Genomic DNA, 23,641 nt, shown 5'->3' on the forward strand with positions numbered 1-23,641 from the left:
GCAAGTTTGTCGATGATTTTATTAACCCCTCAGCCTTCATTACAAAAATTTGAAGCTAAAAATCATCAAATATTGACTTTCCAAAAGGTGATTCTTTTGGTTATTTTTCGATTTTCAGCCTAATCTCCGAGGTTGAGGGTGTTCGGTCCCAGGCCACATGAAAATGCGGCTTTTTTTCGTGGGTATTCAAAATTATTGCAGGGCCTTGTAGAACAAGGTGCTGATGGCAATGGCAGGCGAGCGAATTCTTGGAAGCTCCCGAACGATAATCATTTTACCATGCTCGCAGTGAGGACACTTTTTGAAATCCTTACCTGCGATGCGATGGATCACTGCCGTTGCAGTTTCATTGCTCTGCTGAATTTTCTTTTCGACCGGATGTTCCTCTGGCTGAAATTGCAGTTTTAAATTCCGCTTGGTGGTCGCATTATAGAGTCCATAATATCGGATTTTGACAAAATTCCTCGGTAGAATATGCTGACAAAATCTTCTGAGGAATTCAACCCCAGTGATCGTTATGGCGCTTTTTTGCCCACCTGTCCGATAGTTTTTAGCAATGAAAGAGACATGGGTTTTGGTGATTTTTAGGATGCGCTGGTTGCTGATCGCTACCCGGTGGGTATACTGACCAAGATAACGGATGACGTGCTCCGCATTGGCCATGGCGGGCTCACAATATACCACCCATTTTTTCCCATAAGCATCTTCAATGGTCTCCTCAAAATCGGATAACAGCTGTTTTTTCCGTAAACGCCGTTTGAGTAAGTCCAGAAATTTCCCTTTAAAAACACCACTTAACTGATGCACCGGATAAAGAAATTTTTGATGGTCGCCCAGCTTTTTCCAGCAACCCTTCAGATCATAGCCCGCTGCCGGCACCAGGCAATGAAGGTGAGGATGCAGCGATAAATTTTGACCCCATGAATGCAAAACACAGACCGCCCCCGTTTCCGCACCGAAATGCGTATAGCCGAAGGTTTTTAAGGTACTCCAGCAAGCAGCGAAAAGTGCACTGTAATACAGTTTTCGATCATAAAGACAAAGGCTATTGAGTATATGAGGCACAGTAAACACCAAATGATAATGCTTTACCGGAAGGGTTTTCGATATCAGTTTTTCGATCCATAAAGCCTGCTTGGAAGCCAGACATTTGGGGCAGTGACGGTTACCACAACTATTATAGCTATAGCGGACGGTATGGCAACAATCACATCGTTCTTCATGCCCACCCAATTTGGCAGTCCGGCATTGAAGCAAATCATGGAGCACCCTGAGCTGTTCAGCGGTAGGCTTTTCCTGCTCACAATATTGCTTCCCGAATTGTCGAATGACATCCGCAATTTCGACGGCTGGTCGCATTATCTCCGCCCATATAAGGTATCCAATGGACTATGTGGTGTTAGCCTTTCGCATTGCGCCACATGTAAATAAATCATGGTGGTGCCGATTTCAGAGTGCCCAAGCAGGTCTTTTACAGTAACGATATTTAATCCATCTTCCAGTAAATGGGTCGCATAACTATGCCGAAGTGAATGTAGATTAACCTTTTTTTGAATTTGCGTTTTCTTCAATGCTTCCCGCATTACCCAAGACAAACCACGGACACTGTATTGACCGCCATCTTTTCCATTAAAAAGCCAAATGTGAGGGTGTTCCGCAGAAAGATATTTTTTTAAACCAACAACCATCACTTCCGAAAGGGGCACAATACGGTCTTTTTTATATTTTGACTGCCGGATATGAATTGTTTTTCGCTCCAAATCAACATCGCCCAATTTTAGGTTGATCACCTCCTGACCCCTTAGGCCAGCTGAGTATATTAGCGTGAGAACGATGCGCTGTTTGAGTAAGAAAGGCGCAGCAAAAAGCTCTTTTAACTCTGAGCGATTCAAAATGACCGGCAATTTGGTGTCCCCTTTAAGGGAAGGTAGGGCGATGGCATTTTTATTCATCCCCAACAATCGGAAATAGTAGCGCAAGCCATAAACCATATGCTTGAAGCTAATCGGGAGGGTGACTTGGGGTCACGGGCTAAAGCCACCAGATATTCATTGATCTCATCCTCACTGATTTCTTCCGGTAATTGCTTAAAATGAAGTACAAACAGCGCCACCCGCCGGACGTAATTGTTCAGTGTGCTCTCACTTTGACCGCCTAAGCTGACCTGAGAAGCCATTTTCTTACATACGTTCTCAAATTCCGGAACAGCAATGATGGCCTGCTCAACGATGGTTAATCCTTTCTTTTTTCTCATCTTTTTAAGGGTTAGGTGAAAAATATGAAAGGTTTAATTTATAAAAATCGGTATGATCACTATCTTTAGTGACGGGCTATCCCGAAGGGATTTAGTTCAACACGCGGTCATAAAACATTGCGCGGATAGTGCTATATTTGAACAAAATAACAATTAATCAACGGCTTAGCGTGCTGATAAGTTTGAGCTCCGAATTGCGCAACGTTTCATACCGCCAACCGTTATATGCCATGACTGCAAATCCTAGTACATATCTCCTTGATAAACGGGACGGTAAATTTATACTGTTCCTAGGTGAGTATTCATCCGAACAAGGAATGTTGCTGCTTCCTAGGGATTTAGAGATTGTGAACATCTCACTTGGAACAACTGACTACAAGAACTTAAGCTGGGCAACTGAAAGTGATTTTCCAACTTTTAGAACGTCGGGCGAACTTTCAGACTTCCTAACCTCAAACGAAGTATGGTTTTTAACCTTTGAAGTGGAGTTTAAAGATTATGGCTCACTAAGTACTCATGATGATGGAGAGTGTCATTTTGAACTCCTGAACAAGTCTGATGTAGTCGAACTAATCAAGAAGTCAACCCCTGAACAATACTCGAGTTTAATTCTTTCGAAACTTCTAGAATTGCCTAACAAATACCTGACAGTGAACCCTAATGGTGAAATTCAAGTCTATCATACATTCGACCAATATCTAAACGAAAATCAAGTTAAATAATATGCTACATATTGGGAACTCAAATGTCTACTGGTATCTAGGAGTCTTCTTGATCTGTCTTTTAACAACTGGCTTGATAAATAACTTCAACTTTTTAACAGAACAGGACATCAATCTTCATGACTCATATGTTTCGGTAGCAACTTGGCAATTGGCAATAATATCCTTCATTATAACCGAATTTATAGTTTTTGCCTTTTTAACTTTTAAATCTAGATTTCAGAACAGGGGAACTATGTTGATATTGCTAATCCATAATACATTGATTATCTGCTCTACTATTTATGTTCTCTATGTAATTTATGTTGTTATGACTGCAGACGCATTAGTCGAATTATTTCGAACAAATAAATCAGAACATCTTATGATTGAAAATCTAAAAGGGGTTCTCATCGCTTTTACATTCATTTTACTTCCATTTCTCATAGTTGAAATCCTACTCATTCGAAGAGTCAGAGGTTTGAACACTCTAAAAAAGGCATATAACAAGCTGTGATGAAATCATGCTTGAATTGTGGTTGACGAAACTTTTCTGCTTTTTGGAAGCCCCGCCAATTCTGCGAATTGGCCTATTGAGATAAAAAATGTAATAGCCCATTTCGCAGAGTTGGCTATTTAGTAGACGAAACATTATCTTCACCAAAACGCACGATTCATACAGGATCGTTGGCAAACATTAGGGAAAGGACACCGAATTAATGAACTAAACAGTTAAAATGACAGAATTTGAAATTGACAGATTAGAAAAAAGTATAAACACGAAACTACCAGATTGGTATAAGGAATTTTTACTGAACTATCCCGAAGACCTTGTTGGTTTGGGAGCACCATACAATACGGTTTCAGAACTAAGTCTTCCAAATCAAACGGATAGACTAATTGAAATCAGCGACTATGAAGATTCTCCAGATAATATCTTGATTATTGGTATTGATGGGATAGGAAACTTTTATTATGTCATCTTAGATAATAATGACACTAGAATTTATCTGTTTGACCATGAAGCTCCCTCCTTTATCGACAACAATGAGGACATGATTGATTGGGGAAATAGTTACGATCTAGTTTTTGAGAACTTAAACGAACTAATATCTCATTTAAAAGAAAATTTAACAGAAGACGAGCTAGATGATTCAAATACAGCAGGAATAGAATATCTTCAACCATCGGAAGTTGTTGTATTGATAGAATGTGAGATGAAAGACGAGTGGCAGAATAATCGAAACCTTGAAGTTGCAGACTCATATCCATATTCGATTAATAATTCAGAGGTTATTAAGTTACTTAAAGTTGAATCTACATTATTTGAAGGATATCCTGAAGACTATACAATTTCATATTCATATCTCGTATCAGTAGATAAGTTCGGAGAAATTATTGACGCAGATTTTCTAGGAGGTGACAATATGAGAATTACTGACGATGTGAATGAGAATATTAAGAACTTGAAATTTGAAGCAGGAACTCGAAATAATATTCCTGTTGATTCTTATACCATTGTGAGATATAACTTCAAAATGAAATAACGTTTGCCAATAAATAGGAATACGAGCGGTCTGCAAGACCCAGCGAATATTCCCGGTTGAACTACACCCCTGAGCGCATCAATTCCCCGAGCTGATATTATGTGTTTTGCGGCAAGTTTGTCGATGATTTCCCAAACCCTAAACTTGGTTCGCGAAAATTTGAAGCCAAAAATCATCAAATATTGGCTTCCTAAAAGGTGATTTCCATGATGATTTTCCGATTTTCAGCTGAATTTCTGTGGTTTGGGGTGTTCGGTTCCAGGCCACATGAATATGCGGCTTTTTTTCGTGGTATTTAAAACTATTGCAAGGCCATGTAGAACAAGGTGCTGATGGAGGTGGCATTTTTTTCCTCCCCAATAATCGGAAATAGTAGCCCCAGCCATAAACCATATGCTTGAAGTTAATCGAGAAGGGGGGGGGTGTTTCGTGCCAAAGCGAACTGAAGTGACTGGCACAAATCGAACCGGAATAGCCAACAGCAATAATGGACTGCGCTACGATGGTTAATCCTTTCTTTTTCTCATCTTTTTTTAAGTGAGGTGAAAATTGTGAAAGGATTAATTTATAAAAATCGGTATGATTAGTATCTTTAGTGACGAGCTATCCCGAAGGGATTAAGTTCAACACAGCATATAGCTTATGGCGGGTGAACGGCTGTCAGCAAGGTTTTCGCTTCGTAGCCAGCTTTGGTTTCGTGGGACAGGAAAGTGCTTCTAAACCGCCACAAGCCATATGCAAACCGTTAACGGTCAGTGAAAAAAAATGACGACAATGCAAAAGATAGTAGTGGATGAATCAGTGTCTCAACGACAATTTTTAATAGCGGTTGACTATTTAAAAATTGACAATATTTCTTTGCTGGAAGTTCTATATATAAAAGACACTTGTCCTGGTATTCCTGATAATGAAATTATAAAACATTTACTAAACGAGAACTCAATATTTATCACAACTGATCGTGTTGCACACAACAAGACTTTATTGAATAATAAGAAAAGTATATACATTGATGCGGATTTTGCAATTAAGGAAACTGTATTAAAGGATATTAAACTACCCAGTAAAAACATTAATAATTACAAGTCTGATTTACAAGATAATTATAAGATAAATAAGGCTGACATACACGAAAAATTATTACCAGAATCAATTAAGCAATTAAAAAAACTACGTACCAAAAGACGCAGAATCCGAAATTATTTTGAAGGGATAGATAATATTGACAATATTGATATTTCTGTTTCTAAACAAGAAGCTAAATCTAAAATAATAATTGGTGTTAAAATAAGAGCAATTTCAAATAATGGAATTAAATCATTAGATGCAAGTGAAATTTATATATATGAAGATCAAAACCAAGATCAAATACTAATATCATACAGCTAGACATTTTTGCCTAAAAACGTAAAAAGCGAATCAACAATAGTAACTTTGGGTTCCCACACCAACAAAGATCTATGTTCAATTCGCTTCACAGCAAACTTACGCAAGAATTTCCAAAATGGGGTAAAGCTTGCTGGAAAAATGTACTCGCTTTAAGTTTAGGTATCATCCGAAAAGGAACCGTATGTCTTAATAAAGTGAAAGATTGCATAGGTAGCATTTTAGAAAATCAGAGTACTTCCGCCTCTGGTCATTACAAACGCTTAACCCGCATATTTACGGAATATTCTGACACCCATTTATGGAGTGATCTATTGCAATTATCCGCCATGCATATGCATAAAGGTGGGGATTTTTTGATGGTGGATGGCACCAGTTGGAAGCAAGGGGATCGCACTTTTCATTTCATGACCTTGGCAATTTTGTATAATGGAGTAGCTGTGCCGATCTATTTCATGAATCTGGAAAAGAAGGGCATCAGTAATCAGGAAGAAAGAATTCAGTTGCTTGAAGAGGCGTCAAAGTTATTCAATCTTGAAGGCAAAATTCTCTTGGCTGATCGTGAATACGCAGGACAGAAATTCATCAAATACCTTGAGGATAACGGCTTTAAATATGTGCTTCGGGTAAAAGAATGCAACTTTAAGAATCAGTGGAATGAAAAATCTATGACGAAAGCGCAAATGATTTCAAAAGTCATAAATAGTAAGGTGAAGGGCAAAACGATGTCCGCTAAGATGAAGTTTGAAGCCGGAGACAATTGCCGGATGGTCATCAAGAAAAGTGAAGATGCGGAAAAGGAACCTGTGATTTTCCTTCTGACAAATCTATCTAAAAACGCATATAAAGTAGCTGAGGACTATCGGAAGCGATGGCAAATTGAGACATGTTTCAGACATTTGAAGACCAATGGTTTTGACCTTGAAAAAATGAATGTTCAGGGAGCAGATAGATGCCGGTTAATGATGGCTATTGTCGTTTTTGCATATTCGGTATCCATAGCTCATGGGTTGAAAAAGTACAAAAGTGTTAGTCTGAAAACTTATGCCAATGGTAAAAGGTACAGATCCATTTCCGTTTTTCGAAAAGGAGTCGAATGCATCGCAGAAGCTGATTACAGAATAGAAAATTGGGGCGAGTATATCCTGATTCACTTCTTAAGCCATGATCGGAAAATTTGCCCCAAATCAATAAATGTCTAGTTGTATGTACTAATATGTTACGTTCTAATTGCTCTTTTAAGACTTTGTTTAAACTCAATCTCAACGACAATATATTATGATTTGAATGAAATAAAAGGCGATTTCGATTCTAAATTAAATACGGAATTTTCCGAGCTATATGTGACTTTAAAGTCTTATTTTAATCGATTGACTTTTAGTCCCGTTAGTAAAGGAAAAAACATTGAAATGGTAAGACGTAAATTAAGCCAATTGAGTAAAAATGATGCTGGAAACGAAATAATCACTGGAGATATTGAAAAAATGTATAAAAAAATAACACCGAATCGTAATAAATAGGAATAAGAGTGATCTGCAAGACCCAGCGAATATTCCCGATGGAACTACACCCCTGAGCGCATGGCTCCCCCGTGATGGTACTATGTGTTTTCCGGCAAGTTTTCCGAAGATTTCCCAAACCCCAAGCTTGGATCGCGAAAATTTGAAGCTAGACATCCTCAAATATTGCCTTCTCAAAGGAGGATCCCCTGGATGGTTTTCTTATTTATAGTTGAGTCTCTAAGGTTTGAGGTGTTAGGTTCCTGTCTTTGGTTCGTGTTACTCTTTTCATCGGCTTTCAAATATTTTAAAAAAATAAGTCCGCCTATTTATGGGGAGGAATCACAGCGAGGCGGGAATATGAAGTACTTTTTCCTATTTCAAGTTTTTTTTAAGAAAGCAAAGGAAGAAGGAGAAAGTAAGCTAGCGTCAAATTAGGGTATTATTCAATCAGCAACTCTGGTCTTAATAGAAATGGTGAAGCGTTATTTAAAGTGAGCTGTTAAATTTAGGGGTGAATAATTCGGTAATAGTCCTATCAACCTTTGCTAGTATTTTAGAAGGGACTCACCTTGCATTTAAGGGAATGATATTTCGCTTTCGGTTTTATTTCCACTTCAGGACTTTTTATAAAAATGTTTTTAATGTGTTAAAAATCCAAATCAAGGTTGATTTAATGAATTGGTTATCAGTAGTTAGGATTGTTTTTGTTTAGCTGAAAATTTGCTTTTGAAGTGATTGTGGTTTTATTTTTTGGGAAGCTTCTTTTGAATATTTTTTGTGGGCTGATAAAGTTGAAATAACTTTCAATTATTGAATTGAAGAGATTGAAAATGAGATTTTTTTATTACCTGATTGTCCTGTTTTTTTCCCTTTCTGCTTGTCAACAGCTAGGGAAGACCCCTTTTCTTTGTCAAATAGTGGGGTATGATCAACACATTGAGCTTAGTTGGCAAGCGAAGGCGGGTGCCCAGTATGAGGTTTTCGAATCGGTTGCTGGGCAAGAGCATTTTCTAGTAAAAACCGATTTTCCTTTTTACCTGGATTTTGTGGGGACTTCTAAAAGCAGGAATTACCGCATTTATGAATTGGATGATAAGAGCCGGCGACTGGTTTTTGAAGGGGAAGGAGAGAGTCGTGACTTTTCTGATGAGGAGTTGTTGGACATGGTGCAGCGGTATACCTTTCGTTATTTTTGGGAAGGGGCGCATCCACAGAGCGGGATGGTTTTGGAAAGATTCAAAGACCATTTAAAAGGCAATATTGCCGCTTCAGGTGCCACTGGTTTTGGTTTGATGGCCATCCCGGTGGGTATTGAGAGAGGTTTTATTAGCCGGGAAGAAGGAGCTGAACGGGTGTTAAAAATTTTGAATTTTTTGAAAAAAGCGGATCGTTTTCATGGGGTTTGGCCTCATTGGATGCACGCTGAAACCGGGCAGGCGCGTCCTTTTGATGAAAAAGATGATGGCGGTGATTTGGTAGAAAGTTCTCATTTGTTGGCGGGAATGGAAGCGGTAAAGTCCTATTTTTTGGAAGCCAGGGAGGCTGAAGGAGATATTCGGGTATTAGCTCAGGAATTAATAGATGGGGTAGAATGGGATTGGTATGTAAAGGAATCCCCTTATTTACGTTGGCATTGGTCGCCAAATTTTAAGTTTGAGGGCAGTCAGAGGATTGAAGGCTACAATCAAACTTTGATGACCTATATGTTGGCCATAGGAATGAAAAATGAAATTGGATCTGCCTATTTCAAAGAGGGTTGGACCAATGTCAACAACAACCATTTTCTAAATGGCCGGGAGTATTATGGAATGTACTTACCTATGGGGAACCCTAATTATGGTGGGGCTATTATTAACAGCATACATAGTCATTTTTTAATCAATCCCTTCGGCTTACAGTGGGAGGAGATTTCATTTGAGGAGCAGGTCGTTAATCAAGCCAAAATTAATTTTGCCTATTGTGTGGATAACCCTAAAAGCCATTCTGGTTATTCCAAAGATTGTTGGGGAATAGGTCCCGCCGATAATCCCTGGGGCTATGAAATGCATCATCCCGGACCGAAAGACAATGGGACTATTGCTCCATCAGCCGCCCTGGGGATTTTTCCCTATACCCCGGAGGAGTCTATGCGAGCGCTGAAACATTTTTATAGAGAAAGAGGGAAGGAGTTATTCGGTTATTACGGTTTTCATGATTCTTTTAATGATAATGCACAGTGGGTTGCTGATACTTATGTAGGCAATAGTAAAGCAGCCACATTGCTGATGATCGAGAATTATCGATCAGGTTTATTGTGGAAATTAGGGGGTAATTCAGCATTAATTCAAAATGGCTTGAAATTTTCCGGATTTAGGTATGAGGCGGGAGAAAGTTAAGCCGAATTTCTCACCACTAAATGTATTGATCCGGATTTAAAGACTCAACCTCAGTGCATTATGGGTGTTTTTCATAGCGTATTAATAGCCCAAATTGGGGTAAGCTTGCTTTCTCTTCCTTCCTGTGCTTTCTTGGGAAGAAATGAAATAGTGGACTATTCCTTCAATTTACCGCATTGCAGCTAAACGAGGGTTTAAGCATGAAAAATTCGGTTAAAATAGATTTTTGGACTTTAAATTAAGGAGCGCCTTTTGGGGCTTTTTTTTTGGTTGATGGAGGGTCTATTCTTGAATTCCATTTCAACCCAAGACAAATTGGAATTACACGAAACGATATTGAATAGTTTTTCAACAAATTGGTAGGCAATTTATATAGGTTAGGATGTTGTTGGGGAAGATTTCGCACCAAAAAGCTTAGGCCTCAAATGTTATCTTCCTCTTTGGACTATATGGAAATAGGGGACGATTCCCTCGGTTAGATTACCATGCTGCTAAATGAGGATAAAAGCAGGAAGCATTCGGCTCAAATTCTAGCCTAATGACCTTATTCAATAGTTTAAAATTAGAGATCGAGTTTTATAATGTCAAAGAATCAAATGAGCCGTGTATACTCCTGTTCTACCCGAAAAGGACGCCCTCTGCCTGAAAAATGGGGTAAAAGGCTTATCTGTATTATTTTAGGGTGTTTTTTGAGTTTTAAATAGCCCAAATTGGGATGAGCTTGCTTTCCCCTCCTCCATCTGCATCCTTGGAAAAAATTCGAAATAGGCAGCTATTCTTTCATTTTCCTGCCTAGTAGCTAAAGGAGCAATAAAGCATGCATATTCGGCTTAAGGGGTATTGTTTTTTTCTTTGTTCTATAGGTCGTTAGGAGGGATGGAATAGGATAAAAAAACAGGCCGCCTCCGAAGAGACGGCCATCCCACAATTAAGCTGAATGATCAGCTAAAATTATAATCCCCCGAAAATTCTGGTGGTGGAAATGCGTTTTTGATTCTTAAATTTTGCAGCAATAATAAAGGTATTTTGATTCAGCGGCCCCGTTGGGATTAGTAAACGACCACTGTTAGTGTTATTAGGGTTTACAGCATGGCGGTTGATGACCTGTCCTTGCATATTGTAAATGATGACCTCTTCCAATGCGTGCTGACGCTCCCAGAATACCTCGATACCGAATTCATTGGCTTTATAAAAACCTCTGATGTCGATTAATTCTTTTTCGCCCTCTGTCGGGGTCAGAATGCCGTATTTACTTTCATCCCATTCGAAATTCAGGTTGGTCAAACCACTTTTGATCATTGGAGAATTCATCCCTAATTTCCAAAGCAATCCTGTTCTAAGGTTTTCAATCATCACTAAGATTGGTCCCTGATCAATACAGATATAATCGCTGGCTACCCAGTTCTCTCCCGGGTTAAAGGCATCGCGGAAACCGTAAAGGTCAAATATCTGTGGTCCCAGTTCACGGTAGAAATGCTTTAAAGCGGCCATACTTTCTTCCGGAGTATAAGCAATCGAGCCTAAGGCTGCCGTCGGCGTGATGGTTCCATTGTCACGGGTGCCTGGCTCATGTGCTAAATATCCCCAAGGGTTATCAGAAGCGGTAAGTCCCCAGACCTTGTCTGAATAGCCCTCGTGCTGATGCGGGTTGTCAATACAATACTCGCGGTTAATCAGGGTGTGGTTACGGCATTGCTCCATATAATTATTGAAGCCTTCGGTACTCTTGGTGAAGTTATCTTCCAGGTCAGAAGGGTCAATCACGGTAAAGGAGTAATGCGAAAGGAACAATGGACCTCCGAAGTCTTTTCCTAATGGTAATAAATATTTATTGTAATAAGTATTTCCGTTTAGGAAGCTATTCCCCTTAGTGTAACCTTCGAAATAAACAACTGGTGGAATTTTATGGGCACCCTCAGCAGCAGCTAAAATATAAGTGATCAGGGTCTCATTATAACCGCTTACTTTTAGGTTTTTCTCAAAGCCATAATTTGGTGACCAGTGCCAGGTAAGGTGATAGTCATCTTGCTGACGGAACCAATTCCATTCAATGCCTTTCAGAATTTCTGCTACTTTCTCTCGAATGCTTAATTCTTCCGTGCTTTGTTGGTTGAAATACTGATTGGCCGCTACCATTCCCTGAACCATTAAGGCGGTTTCCACGATGTCTGCGCCATCATCCTTTTCCCCAAAGCGAACGGTTTCTCCAGTGGTACCATTCATCCAGTGTGGATAAGCACCATGATGACGCTCAGCCATTAATAGGAAGTCTACCATTTGGGTCATTCGCTCAATACCCTGCTCACGGCTGATATAGCCTCTTTCTACACCCACCGGGATGGCCATGAAACCAAATCCGGAACCTCCGGCTGCCACCACATTTCCGGGCGCATTATTATTACGAATACGTTCTGGCGTCATACCACTTACCGGATGTGCACCTTCCCAGAAGAAACGGAAAGTATATTCCTGCACCATTTCCAATAGTTCCTCATCTGTGAAGGTCAGGGTGGTGGCCGAAGCGAATACCGGATCCGAATGTCCATCGGTACCGATGGAACGTACCTCATAGTCTACCGTTTTGTCCTGACCGATAAAGTCCATATAGAAAAGTCGATCTGTACGACCTGCTAGTGTTTTCTCGCCATTTATTGTTCTATAAATTTCGAAATTTGTAGTTACATCAGATTCTGCTTCCCAGCGTAATTCCACATGGCTGTCATAGCCTTTGGCGGTTAAATTCAAAGGTTGGTTGATTTCAATTTCTTCCCGAATCCATACCGTTAACTCATCTACCAACATATTATGCGTTTGGGCATCTGCCTCGCTTTGGCCAAAAATTACACCACGTATTTTCATCCAGTCCGTATTGGCATTGTCCGCATGCTGCATGATTTCTTTCATATTGGCGGTGATACGCGTCCACACTCCTGCAGGCAGGTCTTCATTCCAGTTGCTCAATGGAAATGGGCGTGTTTTTGGTCCGCCATCCGCTTCAAAATAGATCGTAGGTAAGTGCTCTTTGCTGATACCTGCTTCGCTATACGCCCAAAAATATAGTTCATCGGCATTGTAAATATCGTGCGTGTGTCCCTCTCCGTATCCTGTGAAAATGATGCCTAGCCAATCTCCGCCTGCTACTGAGTTCCACTCCAATTCCAGCGCGCTATTGTTAGTGAAGCCTTCATTGACGGCAATCAGTTTACTAGCATGTACACTATGTCTTTTGAAAGTACTTCCGTTTAATGCGTTACCATAACTTGGATCGTAAAAACCATCCTGATGCGACTGACTAAAGAATTTCACAAATACTTCTTCCGCTGGTGGAGGGCCATCCGGAGCACCGGTAGCGACCACATTGTCAATAAGCATGGTGTGGATTTTATCGTCCACCTTGTTTTGGTTCAGAATCACCGCCTTGATTTGTGTCCAATCCATGTCCACATTGGATGGGTCATCTTTCCAGGCTGATAAAGGGACACTGATTTCTACCCAGCTACCAGCAGGGATGTCCTCATTGTAATCCCCGATGGCCACCCGGCTGGATTTGATATTATTCGGGTTGCCCTCAAAACTCATCGCTGGTAAATCTTCTTTGGCAATAGCTTCTTCAGAATAGGCAAAAAAGGAAATGCGTTCCTGACGCATAATGTCCTGTACGCCCCAGCCCGGCTGAATGATCAATGCGGCCCAATTTCCGCCTTCATGTCCCTGCCAGCTGATTTTCAGGGAATGATTTCCCTCATAAGCATGCAGGTTCACCGGGATTTTTTCCCGTACTCTGTCATTGGCAAATTGTTCCAGATAGGAATCATTATCGAAGGCAAGGCCTGTATCGTAATATTCGTCATTATTGCTTTCACTGAAGAAAACAGCATCCTGCCCAATCGCGCTGAGGGAAAGGCAGCAGAGTGCAATTAGAAATAAAAATCGACTCATGTTGATAAAAAGTTGAAAATAAAAAATAGGGTTGAAGTGGATTTGCGGGAGTCACCGGTAAGGGCTACCGGTGACTGATAGTGGTTAGTATCCCGGGTTTTGCTTAAGGATACCATTGCTTATGGTGATTTCTTCTTGTGGAATAGGGAAAACCTCATGCTTTCCAGCCTGGAAACCTTTGGCTCCCAAAACTTCCTGCCCGCGGCCCTGTCGTACCAGGTCAAAAAAGCGGTCAAATTCCATAGCCAATTCCATTCTTCTTTCTTTCCAAATAGCCCGCTGCAATAATTCACCACTTAGGCCTTGCAGTGGGGCTAATTGCGCTCTTTGGCGAATTTGGTTTAGGCGCTCCAATGCGATGGCATTGTTCCCTAAAGCTGCTTCTGCTTCGGCATTCATCAATAATACTTCCGCATAGCGCATCAGACGCAAATTCTTATTGGAGTTGGCTCTCTGGCCGAAGAAGCTCTCCCTTGTTTCCGAGATATAAGCTTTTTTATTGTAATAAGGGTTCGGAGCATTCGGATTTACGACCACATCATCCCAAAGCGTTTCCCCCGGAGTCAAAAGTGTACCCGCTTTGCGAATGTCTCCTTCTTCAAAAGCATCAGCTAAATCAGTGGAGGGTGTATTGAATCCCCAGCCAAACTGCCCGCGGATATTTTGTACGAGGGTGAATTTGTCAATACAACGTGCCGGAATTTCTGCCCGACAGGATATTTCAAAAATAGATTCACTGTTGTGCTCACCTGCCTCACGGAACAGCCAGTCGAAGTCTGCCACTAACTGGTACCTTCCGCTGTTAATAATGGCATCGGTGTGTTTTTTAACGGCTTCCCAATTCTCTCTGTACATTTCTGCTTTCGCCAAAAAGGCCAGAGCCGTCCACTTATTCACCCGTCCGATCTCTCCACTTTCCTGATTTTCCGGCAGGTAATCCAGCGCGTTGGTGAAGTCAGTGATAAGGAATTCCAGGGTTTCCTCCGCTGTGGCGCGCTGGAATACTTTGGTGTAATGCTCATCCACATTGATGTCGGGCACAAAGTCTATCAAAGGAACACCTCCATAAACCCGGTACATATTCCAGTAGAAATTACCCCTGAGGAACAAACATTCTCCCATGCGGTGGTTCCAGGTGATCGTGTCCATGCCTTCCACATTGTTGAGCATCTGCATGGCGCGGTTTACGCGTGAGATGCCATCATTGTTTCCGGTCCAGAGATCCTGAACAGATTGAGCCGAAGGCGTATAGGTAAAACTTTCCATCTGGTGTTTGTCTCCACCGGTATCACCCGGATCCGAACCCTTGTCGGCATTATCAGAAGTAATACTGGCGACGCCCATCCAGGAAAAAGAATACATATTCCAGGCGTAAAATTTTTGATAAACGGCCGTAACCGCCTGTTCGACAGATTTAGGAGAAGGAGCATCAGGTGTTTCCTGTCCTTCAGGCGGAATATCCAGGAAGCTTGCGCTACAACCAAAAAGGAAACCGGCCGATAGTATGGCGAATATATTTTTAATATTTCTTTTCATTACTTTAAAAAATTAGAAGCCAACATTGATACCCAGCATATAGGTGGTACTCATTGGGTATGCATCATACTCAATACCGGATCCGGTAACGCCTCCACTTAACTCAGGGGTGAAACCACTGTACTGTTGATGCATCCAGGGGTTTTGTGCAGTGGCATACATCCGTAGTTTTTCCATTTTCAATTTCTTGCAAATGTGTTGTGGTAGGGTATAGCCCAGGGTGAGGTTGTTTAATCGGAAGAAATTACCACTTTCCACATAGTAGGTAGAGCGCAATGGGAAATCATTACTTGCTCCCGGGTGGATGGTGGAAGGATTTTCCGGTGTCCATCTGTCACGTACTTGTGCCGCGGTTACATTTTCGTTTCCAAAGCGGCTTCCTCTAAGTCCATTATAAACCTGGTTGCCCAAGTTGCCATAAAAGTCTACCGATAAATCAAAGGCTTTAAAGGTAACAGAAGCATTAATACCGTAATACACTTTTGGTTGATAGGATCCGGCGTAGACTACATCTTCATCATCAATTTTTCCGTCGCCATTCACATCTCTGTAGATTAAATCTCCTGGTTTGGCATCGGGCTGCAATAGGTAACCCATTTCATTGACATAATAGTCAATCTCCTCCTGGCTTTGGAAAACGCCGATGGCATCATATACAAAGAATGATCCAATAGGGTAACCTTCCGTGGTCAGGGTGACATTCTGACCGGAACCGATATTACCTCCGATTACCGGAATACCGCCATTTAACTCTTCCAAAACGTTTTTATTGTTGGTCCAGTTAGTGCTCAGGGAATAAGACCAATCTTCATTAATCTGATCTGCCCAGGTAATCATAAATTCAACCCCACGGTTGCGAATCGTTCCCACATTGGTTTGGAAGTTTCTTCCTCCAAAGGCAGAGGGTATCCTCATAGCAAAGATGGCATCAGTGGTAACTTTGTCATAATATTCAATTTCACCGAATAGTCGTCCATCAAGGAATCCGTATTCTAAGCCCAGGGTTTGCTCAGTAGTGACCTCCCATTTCAGGTTGGTATCTTTTACCCCGGTAATGGTTGCGCCCTGGTGATTGGTCGCATCCTGACCAAAAAGATAATCTAAATTATTACTGATGGTGTATAAGAAAGCATTGTCCCCAATGTTATCATTACCATTTTGGCCATAAGAGGCTCTTAATTTTAAATTATCAATCCAGCTGACATTTTTCAGGAAGTTCTCTTCTGATAGTCTCCATCCCAAACCAATCGCATAAAATGTACCCCAACGGTTATGCGAAGGATAACGGGAAGAGCCATCGCGTCTGATTGTTCCGGTGAATAGGTATTTGTCATCATAGCTATAGCTGGCCCGACCAATGTAGGAGTTACGGGTGTTCTTTTGATTAGCTTTGTGATAGTTGGTGGCCGTTTCCGGATCCCCCAGGTTTAAATACCAGAATCTTGGGTCATTCGGCACATCCTGTCTGGAACCTCCATGCTCATATTGAAAACGGGATTCTGCGGTAGTACCAGCCAATACATTGATACGGTGTTTACCAAACTGATCATTATAATTAACAGTATTGTCCCATACCCAGTAGGAGTAATCCTGATATCCGATCGAAAGGCTGGATACATCACGCTGTTGGTTGGCATTTACATAAAATACCGGCGAATAGTTGGTTTTATTCAGTTTCTCGCCTTCAATACCAAAGGATGACTTCAGGGTGATTTTGTCCCAAAATTTAGCTTCGGCGAAGAAGTTGTTCTGATATCTTACCGTATTGATCAGGTTATTGTTGTACTCAATTGAGGCCACTGGATTACCCACATTACTGAATTCGGAAAATCCCCAGCTGCCATCTTCATTTTTCACTGGAATTTGAGGCGCTTGTTTGTAAGCGGTATTAAAGTTCCGGTTATTTTGATTAGCAACATTGATGGAGGCGATGTTTAAATTGTTTCCAATGTTTAACCATTTGGCCACCTGGTAGGTATTGTTAATTCTGGCATTCAGGCGTTCGTAATCATTATCCTGCATCAGGCCGGACTCAGCAAAATACCCTACACTGGCAAAATAAGTGGAACGGTCACTACCTCCGCTAACGGATAGGGCATGCTGGGTGAACGAACCGGTCCGGGTGATGGCATCGAACCAATCGGTTTCCGGTCCCTCGTAATTTTCATCAAATTGTGGTGCTTTGCCATCACGCATCAGGGCCTGGTTGTTGAATTGGGCAAAGCCCTGAGCATCGGCCATCTCTACGCGGTTCAGCGGTGTTTTTACCCCATAGCTACCATCATAGTTGATTTTCATTTTGCCTTTCTGGCCGGATTTGGTGGTAATGATGATGACTCCGTTGGCACCACGAACACCATAGATGGCAGTGGAAGAGGCATCTTTCAGGATATCCATCGAGATGATGTCCGCACTATTGATGTTTCGGATATCACTGGAGATTACTCCATCCACTACATACAACGGATTCACCCCTGCGGATACCGAGCCTACCCCGCGAATACGTACATTCGGAGCAGAGCCCGGAGAGCCGTCAGTGATCACCTGTACCCCGGAGGTTCTACCCTGGATAGATTGGGTGGCGGTAAGGGCGGGTTGCTTTAAAATTTCTGCAGGCTTCAGACTCGTCACCGATCCGGTGATGTCTTTTCGTTCCTGGGTGCCGTAACCTATTACGACCACTTCTTGTAATTCTTCTACATCTTCATTTAATGTTACATTGATTTGAGATTGATTTCCGGCCTGAATTTCCTGACTCTTGTATCCAATAAAGGAATAGATCAGAATGTCAGAGGGGGATACATTGGTAACCTGATAATCGCCATTAAAATCGGTAATGGTTCCGGTGGCGCTTCCTTTCAGGTAAACGTTTACGCCTGGTAGACCATCGCCGGCGGAGTCGGTGACTCTACCATTAATGGATTTGCTTTGTGCCCATGCTCCTGTAGTGCTAATGCTAAAAAGTAACAGGAGAATCATGGAGGGAGTCCAAAAATTCATTGTTCTCATGGTTGTTTAGTCTAACGTGTAGTCCAATTAAAAAATACTGTTGAGCTGCGATAACGGGAGTAAATCGACTAAAAAATTGCGAAATGGACAAAAAAATCCCTCAAAACAGCTGTTGTTTTGAGGGATTTGCAATAGTTTTCATTTGTTATTTTTGCGGATAAATTACAAATTAATCATGCTGTAAATCAGAGGGTTAAGTTTAAATGTAACCCGATCATCTATTTCAATAACAACTGTAAATTTATAGGTTTTCCAATAGGTTGGAGTGCGGTCCTTTATATTCTTTTGTCTTCTTTAAAAAGGCATTGACCGTTCCTAATCTCATCTCTAATGATTCGGCTAACTTTTCCTGAGTCATTTTGATGTTGTTAGCACCCACATACACCAGGAAAAAGGCTTTAGTGATCGGGAATCTGATGCCATGAAAAACGGTGTTGGCCGTTATGGATTCATGATAGCCACATTTGGTACAGCGTCGTGAGAACTTCTTTTGGCCGGGAGCGTATTTTTTGTTCCGGCATTTGGAACACTTATATTCCTGCTGCCATTTTACCTCTTCCAGATAGCGGTGGCAGGCTAATTCATCGGTAAATATTTCCTGAAATTCTTCATAACTCAGGTGTTTGTTTTTAATACGCTCATTCCTTTCTTTCTTTAGTTTTTTCTTCAAGCTATAATTGTCCAAATCCAGATGAGCGTTCATTTCCATGATTCTCTGGGACTGGGCCTCCATAGCTGCATAGGCTTTCTCTAGCTCCGCATTTTTATGGGCAATCTCCACGGTTCTTTCCTGCACCTTATTTTCCAATTCTCGATTGACTTTCTGTTCCAATACCAGGTTTTCCTGCTGCTGGTTGATAAGGGCCTCATCGGCGGTCCTTTTGGCCGTTCGGATTTTGGTGACCCGGTCATTAATGGCGACCAAAACTACGGCGAGCTGTAGGATCAGCGAAGTGGGGAAACTATGAAAAGTGATGGGGTTAAGCGGTAGCCACCCAAAATTGATGGCGGAGCGCATAATTAGGGTTAAGCCAATTAACATGATGGCGGCCAAAATGTAAGGCGCGCCGTAGTAACCTTTTTTGGTGGCTCGGGCACTGAGATAAATCATGAGCCCAATGGGAATTACATCGAAATGACGCAGATAAATGATGGCATTGTTGCTCAATAATTCAATCACTAAAAAGCTGGTTCTCAGGATGCCAAATCTGACAATGTATTTTTCAACTTTTGGGAAATGCTTTTTGGTAGCGAAAAATGATTGGTGAAACCATAATGCACTCATAATCAATAGGTATTCGATCAGTGGCTGGATGGTGAGGTTAACGGTGGGCCAGCTGTTCCAAAAGAATTGAAAGCCTATACCGTCTTTTTCAAAGAACCACAATTGAATGCTAAATATATATAACATCAGGAAAAGGTATGCTTTGTCCCGAAGCGCGATATACATTAATAAAGTATATAATAATAAGGCAGTTAAGATTCCGTATACCAAGCCGAAATACAGGTATTCATTATTGGAATAGCCAATAAAAGCAGTGGCATCTTTAATCGCAAAGTGCGTGTCTGCCGGGTGTTCTGCCTTAATTTTCACATAGATTAATTGGAATATCCCCGCTTTTGGGTTGATTTGAAAAGCGTGATTTTTATGGTTGAGGGGTCTTTGCTTAAAGGGAAGAAAGGCACCGGATTGAAAATGGGTGTATTTGGCGTCAGTTTCCGGTAAGAATATTTCAAATTCTTCAATGCTTTGGTCTAGAAACTCTAGGAAGAAGCTGTGATGGCCAGTATTAGGAAGTTGGATGGGGATTCTGGCCCAATAGGTTTTCCCTTCCTGAAATTTCTGTTTGGAAAAAGAGGAGTCACGTCTCCAATGATATTCCTTACTTAAGAGGTCTTCAATATTTAAAGGCTCTTCTTCAATAAAGAAGGGGATATCTTTGAAAGAATGTAATTGGAATTCATCACCTATTTTGGGGCTGATCCATTGTTCGTAATGCGCATCAAATCCGGGTTGTTTAATGCTGCTTAGCAGTAATAAAAGTAAAAAATACATATTCGGCTTGATTTAAAATTGGGGTGTTATCGCTGCTCAAGCTAAATATTCGAATACAACCTTGTTGTTGAACAGTAAAAATGCGTTTTGTCATTGAATTTTCAAACAAGATGCCTTGAAAAAGAAATGTTCAAGAACAAAAAAGTTGCTTTGAGATATTCTGGTCTGGTATTTGGCTAATTTGAGATTATAAAATCCAACTATTTATTGTTTTGAGGTTGAGGCCCTTAAAATCAGTCACTTAAATTGTTAGTGAAGTGATAAAATGCTTTCGTGAAAAGAAGAAAATAGGAGTGTTTTTATTTCTTTTTTGAGGTTGGCGTTTGGAAAAACATAAGGGAAGGTTCAACTTCTTTACAGTTAGCGCTGCGGTATTATTTTTTTCATTAATTCAATCACACTAAATCATGACAAGATTATTATTTGGTTGTATTCTTATTTTTTTAGCCGGAATACCGATAACCACAAATGCCCAAAAACCTAACTTCATTATTATTTATGCCGATGATATGGGCTACGGGGATCCAGGCTATCTGGGATCTGAAGATTTGCAAACCCCTCATTTGGACCAGTTAGCAGCCGAGGGGGTGGCCTTTAGTCAGGGATATGTGAGCGCCTCGGTTTGCGGGCCCTCCCGCTGTGGATTATTAACGGGTGTTTATCAGCAGGCACTTAGGGCTGGTGAAAATGCGCCGGAAAATGCCTGGCAGGATGGGGACTTTCCTATGGCCGGCCTGACGAAGGATCAGCCTATTGTTTCTGAAATGTTACAGGGATCAGAATACCGTTCTCTGGCGGTAGGGAAATGGCACCTGGGGATGGATGAAAGTCTGAGGCCACTGCAACGGGGCTTTGATGAATTTTATGGCTTTTTGAATGGCTCTCATGATTATTATCGGGCTGATATGAATTTTGAAGGTAGTCCAGCTTATTGGCCCATGTTCAAGGACAATGATATTGTCCCCTATGAAGGCTATACTACGGAAGTGTTCTCTGAAAAAACCGTGGATTTCATTCATGAAAATGCCGATAATCCTTTCTTCGTTTATTTGGCCTATAATGCGGTTCATCATCCCTGGCAGGTGCCACAGTCTTATATGGATCGTTTGCCTCATATTGAGGATGAAGATCGATTAATTTTTGGGGGGATGATGTTGGCCATGGATGACGGTATTGGCCAAATAGTGAATGCTTTGAAAGAAGAGGGGGTTTATGAGAACACCGTGATTTTCTTTATTAGTGATAATGGTTCTCCAAAAGGGCAAAGTGGGAATATGTCCAGTACCGGCGGTTTACGCGGATGGAAAGGAGATACTTATGAAGGGGGAATTCGGGTACCTTTCGTTCTGAGATGGCCAGGCTTGTTGGATGATGGTAGCTGGTATGATCAGCCGGTATCCAATCTGGATGTAGTACCCACGATTATGAGTTATTTAAATGTGGAAAATCCTACCAAAGAGGGTTTAGCATTTGATGGTGTGGATTTATTGCCTTATATGCTGGGTGACAGAGGTGCCCAACGTCCGCATGACATAATGTACTGGCGTCGTGATAATCACTATGCCCTTAGAAAAGGAGACTGGAAGTTGTGTTGGAATGATGGCGATATAAAAGATGGGAATCCAATGCTGTTCAATTTGGAAACAGACCGGGAGGAAAAGGAAAACTTGTTTTCCTCAGAAGTAGCGATAGCCGAGGAGATGCAGGAAATTTTTGATGCATGGGATGGTTATTTACCGGATCACCGCTGGTGGGGAAGAAAAAGAAATAGAAATTATAGAGAATATTTGATTGAAGATTTTGAAGGACCAGCGGCAAAATGGTCGGTATTTAAGCCCATTGGCCTTACCACTACGGCTGAAGTTATTCAAAATCCTTATCCCACTGCGGGGAATGACAGTGAATTTGTGTTGAAAATCGGAAGATCGGCCTCTTTTGATAAGCCTTTTGCCGGTGCCTGGTCAAGCATCACGGATATCCATCACCAATTACCTTATTTGCATATGCGGGTGTACAATCCGCGTAAGTCTGTAATTAAAGTGCAGTTGGAGGATGGTCAAAATCGTGTGCTTTTTGAATCGCTCAATCCATATAAAACTACGGGTGAATGGCAGGATATGGTTTTTGATATTCAGAATTTTGATGGGGTGATTCGAGTGATTAATATTCAACCGGATCATAATACCGAGTTTATTGATAATGAAATTTTAATTGATGATATATTTTTAGATTTTTCTCCCATAGCAAGAGATGCAGGTAAGTTTACCGGTGATAAGGTGGAGAACCTTAGAATGGAGGCAGAAGACGATGGACATATGGATATTGCCTGGGATGCGGTAGCGGGTGCCCTTACTTACCAGGTTTTTGTCAATGGCAAACCGTTGGCCATCACCACTGAATTAATGTATCAGCTTGCCAAGCCAAACCCCGGCACTCGGGATGAAGTTGTAGTGGTAGCATTAAATGAGTTTCATGAGCCAAGCTTGGCCTCAGAGGTATTAAATATTTTTGGGGAAGATTATGTAAAGGTGATGGAAGATTTTGAAGTCAATGATGGTAAGAATTTTGTCAGCAATGCGGTTGGAAAATTAAGTGTCAATTCGAATCCATCTGCCTGGAATACTTCCCTGACGTGCCTGGAGCTCGGTGATTTGGAAACATCTGTAAAAGTAGAGGCAGAAGTAGCGCCTTTTGATATTACTCACCAGTATTTCAAATTAGTGGCAAAATCCGAACAGCAATTATCTTTTCAGCTTGTCATTTATAGGGAAGACGGAACTCAGGAAGCTCTGGAAAGTGAATACCCTTATCTGGAGAGCGGAAATTGGCAGCGTATGGCTTTTGACTTAGCGGCTTTTGAAGGGGAAACTTTTGTAAAATTTGATCTTAATATTTCCAATCGATCCACGCAGTCTTCCGCTGTGACTGCCCTGAAAATTGATGAAATTCAATTGGATAATGAGGCGCCCTTCCAGGTGGAGGATCCTTTATCGGTAACATTAGATTTTGACCAAATGCAGTTTTTCCCTAATCCCACAAAAGGAGCGGTTTATTTTAATCCTCAATTGCAGGGACAGAAAGTATACCTCTATACCCTGAGTGGGCGCCTGGTGAAAAGTTTTCATTTACCCGAGCACGAGACCTCCATCTCATTGGCTGACCTGAAATTGGGGAGTTATCTAGTGACTGTACCCGCCTGGAATAAGCAATTTTCTCAAAGGTTGGTGTTAGCGCCTTGATTGCAAGTCTGTAAAGTTTTGAATATTAACGCTTATGTGAACCAGCATATTGATTTTAAGCCGAATTATTCATCGCTAAATTTAGCGATTAGGCTTA

General features: G+C 41.3%; 13 protein-coding genes. 6 read left to right on the forward strand and 7 right to left on the reverse strand.

All coding sequences use genetic code 11. The annotated features are described in order from the left end of the window. Window positions 1-192 precede the first annotated feature (192 nt). The 3 genes from AAA970_RS16050 to AAA970_RS16060 are packed head-to-tail and all read right to left on the reverse strand — an operon-like array spanning window position 193 to window position 2,254. Window positions 193-1,359 (reverse strand): IS91 family transposase, encoded by a 1,167-nt coding sequence (locus AAA970_RS16050; protein WP_338237906.1) that lies wholly within the window; start codon window positions 1,357-1,359, stop codon window positions 193-195. Next, window positions 1,359-1,979: a tyrosine-type recombinase/integrase gene (locus AAA970_RS16055; protein ID WP_338237890.1), complete on the reverse strand. Its 621-nt coding sequence runs from the start codon at window positions 1,977-1,979 to the stop codon at window positions 1,359-1,361. The genes AAA970_RS16050 and AAA970_RS16055 overlap by 1 nt, the downstream gene beginning before the upstream one ends. After that, a complete protein-coding gene (locus AAA970_RS16060; protein WP_338237907.1) occupies window positions 1,949-2,254 on the reverse strand; it encodes a phage integrase N-terminal SAM-like domain-containing protein in 306 nt (101 codons plus the stop codon). The genes AAA970_RS16055 and AAA970_RS16060 overlap by 31 nt, the downstream gene beginning before the upstream one ends. Before the next feature lie 230 nt (window positions 2,255-2,484). On the opposite strand from AAA970_RS16060, the gene AAA970_RS16065 reads away from it, so the two are divergent. The 5 genes from AAA970_RS16065 (at window position 2,485) to AAA970_RS16085 (ending at window position 9,765) form a co-directional block, all read left to right on the forward strand. Beyond that, window positions 2,485-2,976, forward strand: a complete 492-nt coding sequence (locus tag AAA970_RS16065; RefSeq protein WP_338237908.1) for a hypothetical protein — start codon at window positions 2,485-2,487, stop codon at window positions 2,974-2,976. A gap of 716 nt (window positions 2,977-3,692) precedes the next feature. Further along, the gene (locus tag AAA970_RS16070) at window positions 3,693-4,502 is read left to right on the forward strand and encodes an SMI1/KNR4 family protein (protein WP_338237909.1); all 810 of its coding nucleotides are present in this window, start codon (window positions 3,693-3,695) and stop codon (window positions 4,500-4,502) included. A 774-nt stretch (window positions 4,503-5,276) separates the two neighbouring features. Then, window positions 5,277-5,891 (forward strand): hypothetical protein, encoded by a 615-nt coding sequence (locus AAA970_RS16075; protein WP_338237910.1) that lies wholly within the window; start codon window positions 5,277-5,279, stop codon window positions 5,889-5,891. A 71-nt stretch (window positions 5,892-5,962) separates the two neighbouring features. Next, window positions 5,963-7,090 carry a transposase gene (locus AAA970_RS16080; RefSeq protein WP_338237911.1) on the forward strand — a complete coding sequence of 376 codons (1,128 nt, stop codon included), beginning with the start codon at window positions 5,963-5,965 and terminating at the stop codon, window positions 7,088-7,090. Window positions 7,091-8,220: 1,130 nt separating this feature from the next. Then, window positions 8,221-9,765, forward strand: a complete 1,545-nt coding sequence (locus tag AAA970_RS16085; RefSeq protein WP_338237912.1) for a glucoamylase family protein — start codon at window positions 8,221-8,223, stop codon at window positions 9,763-9,765. Window positions 9,766-10,716: 951 nt separating this feature from the next. On the opposite strand, the gene AAA970_RS16090 is transcribed toward AAA970_RS16085, so the two are convergent. The 4 genes from AAA970_RS16090 to AAA970_RS16105 form a co-directional block, all read right to left on the reverse strand. Next, a complete protein-coding gene (locus AAA970_RS16090; RefSeq protein ID WP_338237913.1) occupies window positions 10,717-13,704 on the reverse strand; it encodes a glucoamylase family protein in 2,988 nt (995 codons plus the stop codon). Between the two features lie 84 nt (window positions 13,705-13,788). Beyond that, window positions 13,789-15,240, reverse strand: coding sequence for a RagB/SusD family nutrient uptake outer membrane protein (locus tag AAA970_RS16095; RefSeq protein ID WP_338237914.1), 1,452 nt, complete (start codon window positions 15,238-15,240; stop codon window positions 13,789-13,791). Window positions 15,241-15,252: 12 nt separating this feature from the next. Beyond that, on the reverse strand, window positions 15,253-18,249 hold the full coding sequence (locus AAA970_RS16100) for a SusC/RagA family TonB-linked outer membrane protein (RefSeq protein ID WP_338237915.1): 2,997 nt from the start codon (window positions 18,247-18,249) through the stop codon (window positions 15,253-15,255). A gap of 241 nt (window positions 18,250-18,490) precedes the next feature. Then, window positions 18,491-20,305 (reverse strand): 7TM diverse intracellular signaling domain-containing protein, encoded by a 1,815-nt coding sequence (locus AAA970_RS16105; RefSeq protein ID WP_338237916.1) that lies wholly within the window; start codon window positions 20,303-20,305, stop codon window positions 18,491-18,493. A gap of 407 nt (window positions 20,306-20,712) precedes the next feature. On the opposite strand from AAA970_RS16105, the gene AAA970_RS16110 reads away from it, so the two are divergent. After that, window positions 20,713-23,544 (forward strand): sulfatase-like hydrolase/transferase, encoded by a 2,832-nt coding sequence (locus AAA970_RS16110; RefSeq protein ID WP_338237917.1) that lies wholly within the window; start codon window positions 20,713-20,715, stop codon window positions 23,542-23,544. Window positions 23,545-23,641 lie beyond the last annotated feature (97 nt).

The organism is Persicobacter diffluens (genome assembly GCF_036244895.1).
GTDB lineage: Bacteria > Bacteroidota > Bacteroidia > Cytophagales > Cyclobacteriaceae > Persicobacter > Persicobacter diffluens.

Coding starts and splice junctions, on each gene's coding strand:
- AAA970_RS16050 (WP_338237906.1), bottom strand. CDS start 1,359: ATGCGACCAGCCGTCGAAATTGCGGATGTCATTCGACAATTCGGGAAG.
- AAA970_RS16060 (WP_338237907.1), bottom strand. CDS start 2,254: ATGAGAAAAAAGAAAGGATTAACCATCGTTGAGCAGGCCATCATTGCT.
- AAA970_RS16065 (WP_338237908.1), top strand. CDS start 2,485: ATGACTGCAAATCCTAGTACATATCTCCTTGATAAACGGGACGGTAAA.
- AAA970_RS16070 (WP_338237909.1), top strand. CDS start 3,693: ATGACAGAATTTGAAATTGACAGATTAGAAAAAAGTATAAACACGAAA.
- AAA970_RS16075 (WP_338237910.1), top strand. CDS start 5,277: ATGCAAAAGATAGTAGTGGATGAATCAGTGTCTCAACGACAATTTTTA.
- AAA970_RS16080 (WP_338237911.1), top strand. CDS start 5,963: ATGTTCAATTCGCTTCACAGCAAACTTACGCAAGAATTTCCAAAATGG.
- AAA970_RS16085 (WP_338237912.1), top strand. CDS start 8,221: ATGAGATTTTTTTATTACCTGATTGTCCTGTTTTTTTCCCTTTCTGCT.
- AAA970_RS16090 (WP_338237913.1), bottom strand. CDS start 13,704: ATGAGTCGATTTTTATTTCTAATTGCACTCTGCTGCCTTTCCCTCAGC.
- AAA970_RS16095 (WP_338237914.1), bottom strand. CDS start 15,240: ATGAAAAGAAATATTAAAAATATATTCGCCATACTATCGGCCGGTTTC.
- AAA970_RS16100 (WP_338237915.1), bottom strand. CDS start 18,249: ATGAGAACAATGAATTTTTGGACTCCCTCCATGATTCTCCTGTTACTT.
- AAA970_RS16105 (WP_338237916.1), bottom strand. CDS start 20,305: ATGTATTTTTTACTTTTATTACTGCTAAGCAGCATTAAACAACCCGGA.
- AAA970_RS16110 (WP_338237917.1), top strand. CDS start 20,713: ATGACAAGATTATTATTTGGTTGTATTCTTATTTTTTTAGCCGGAATA.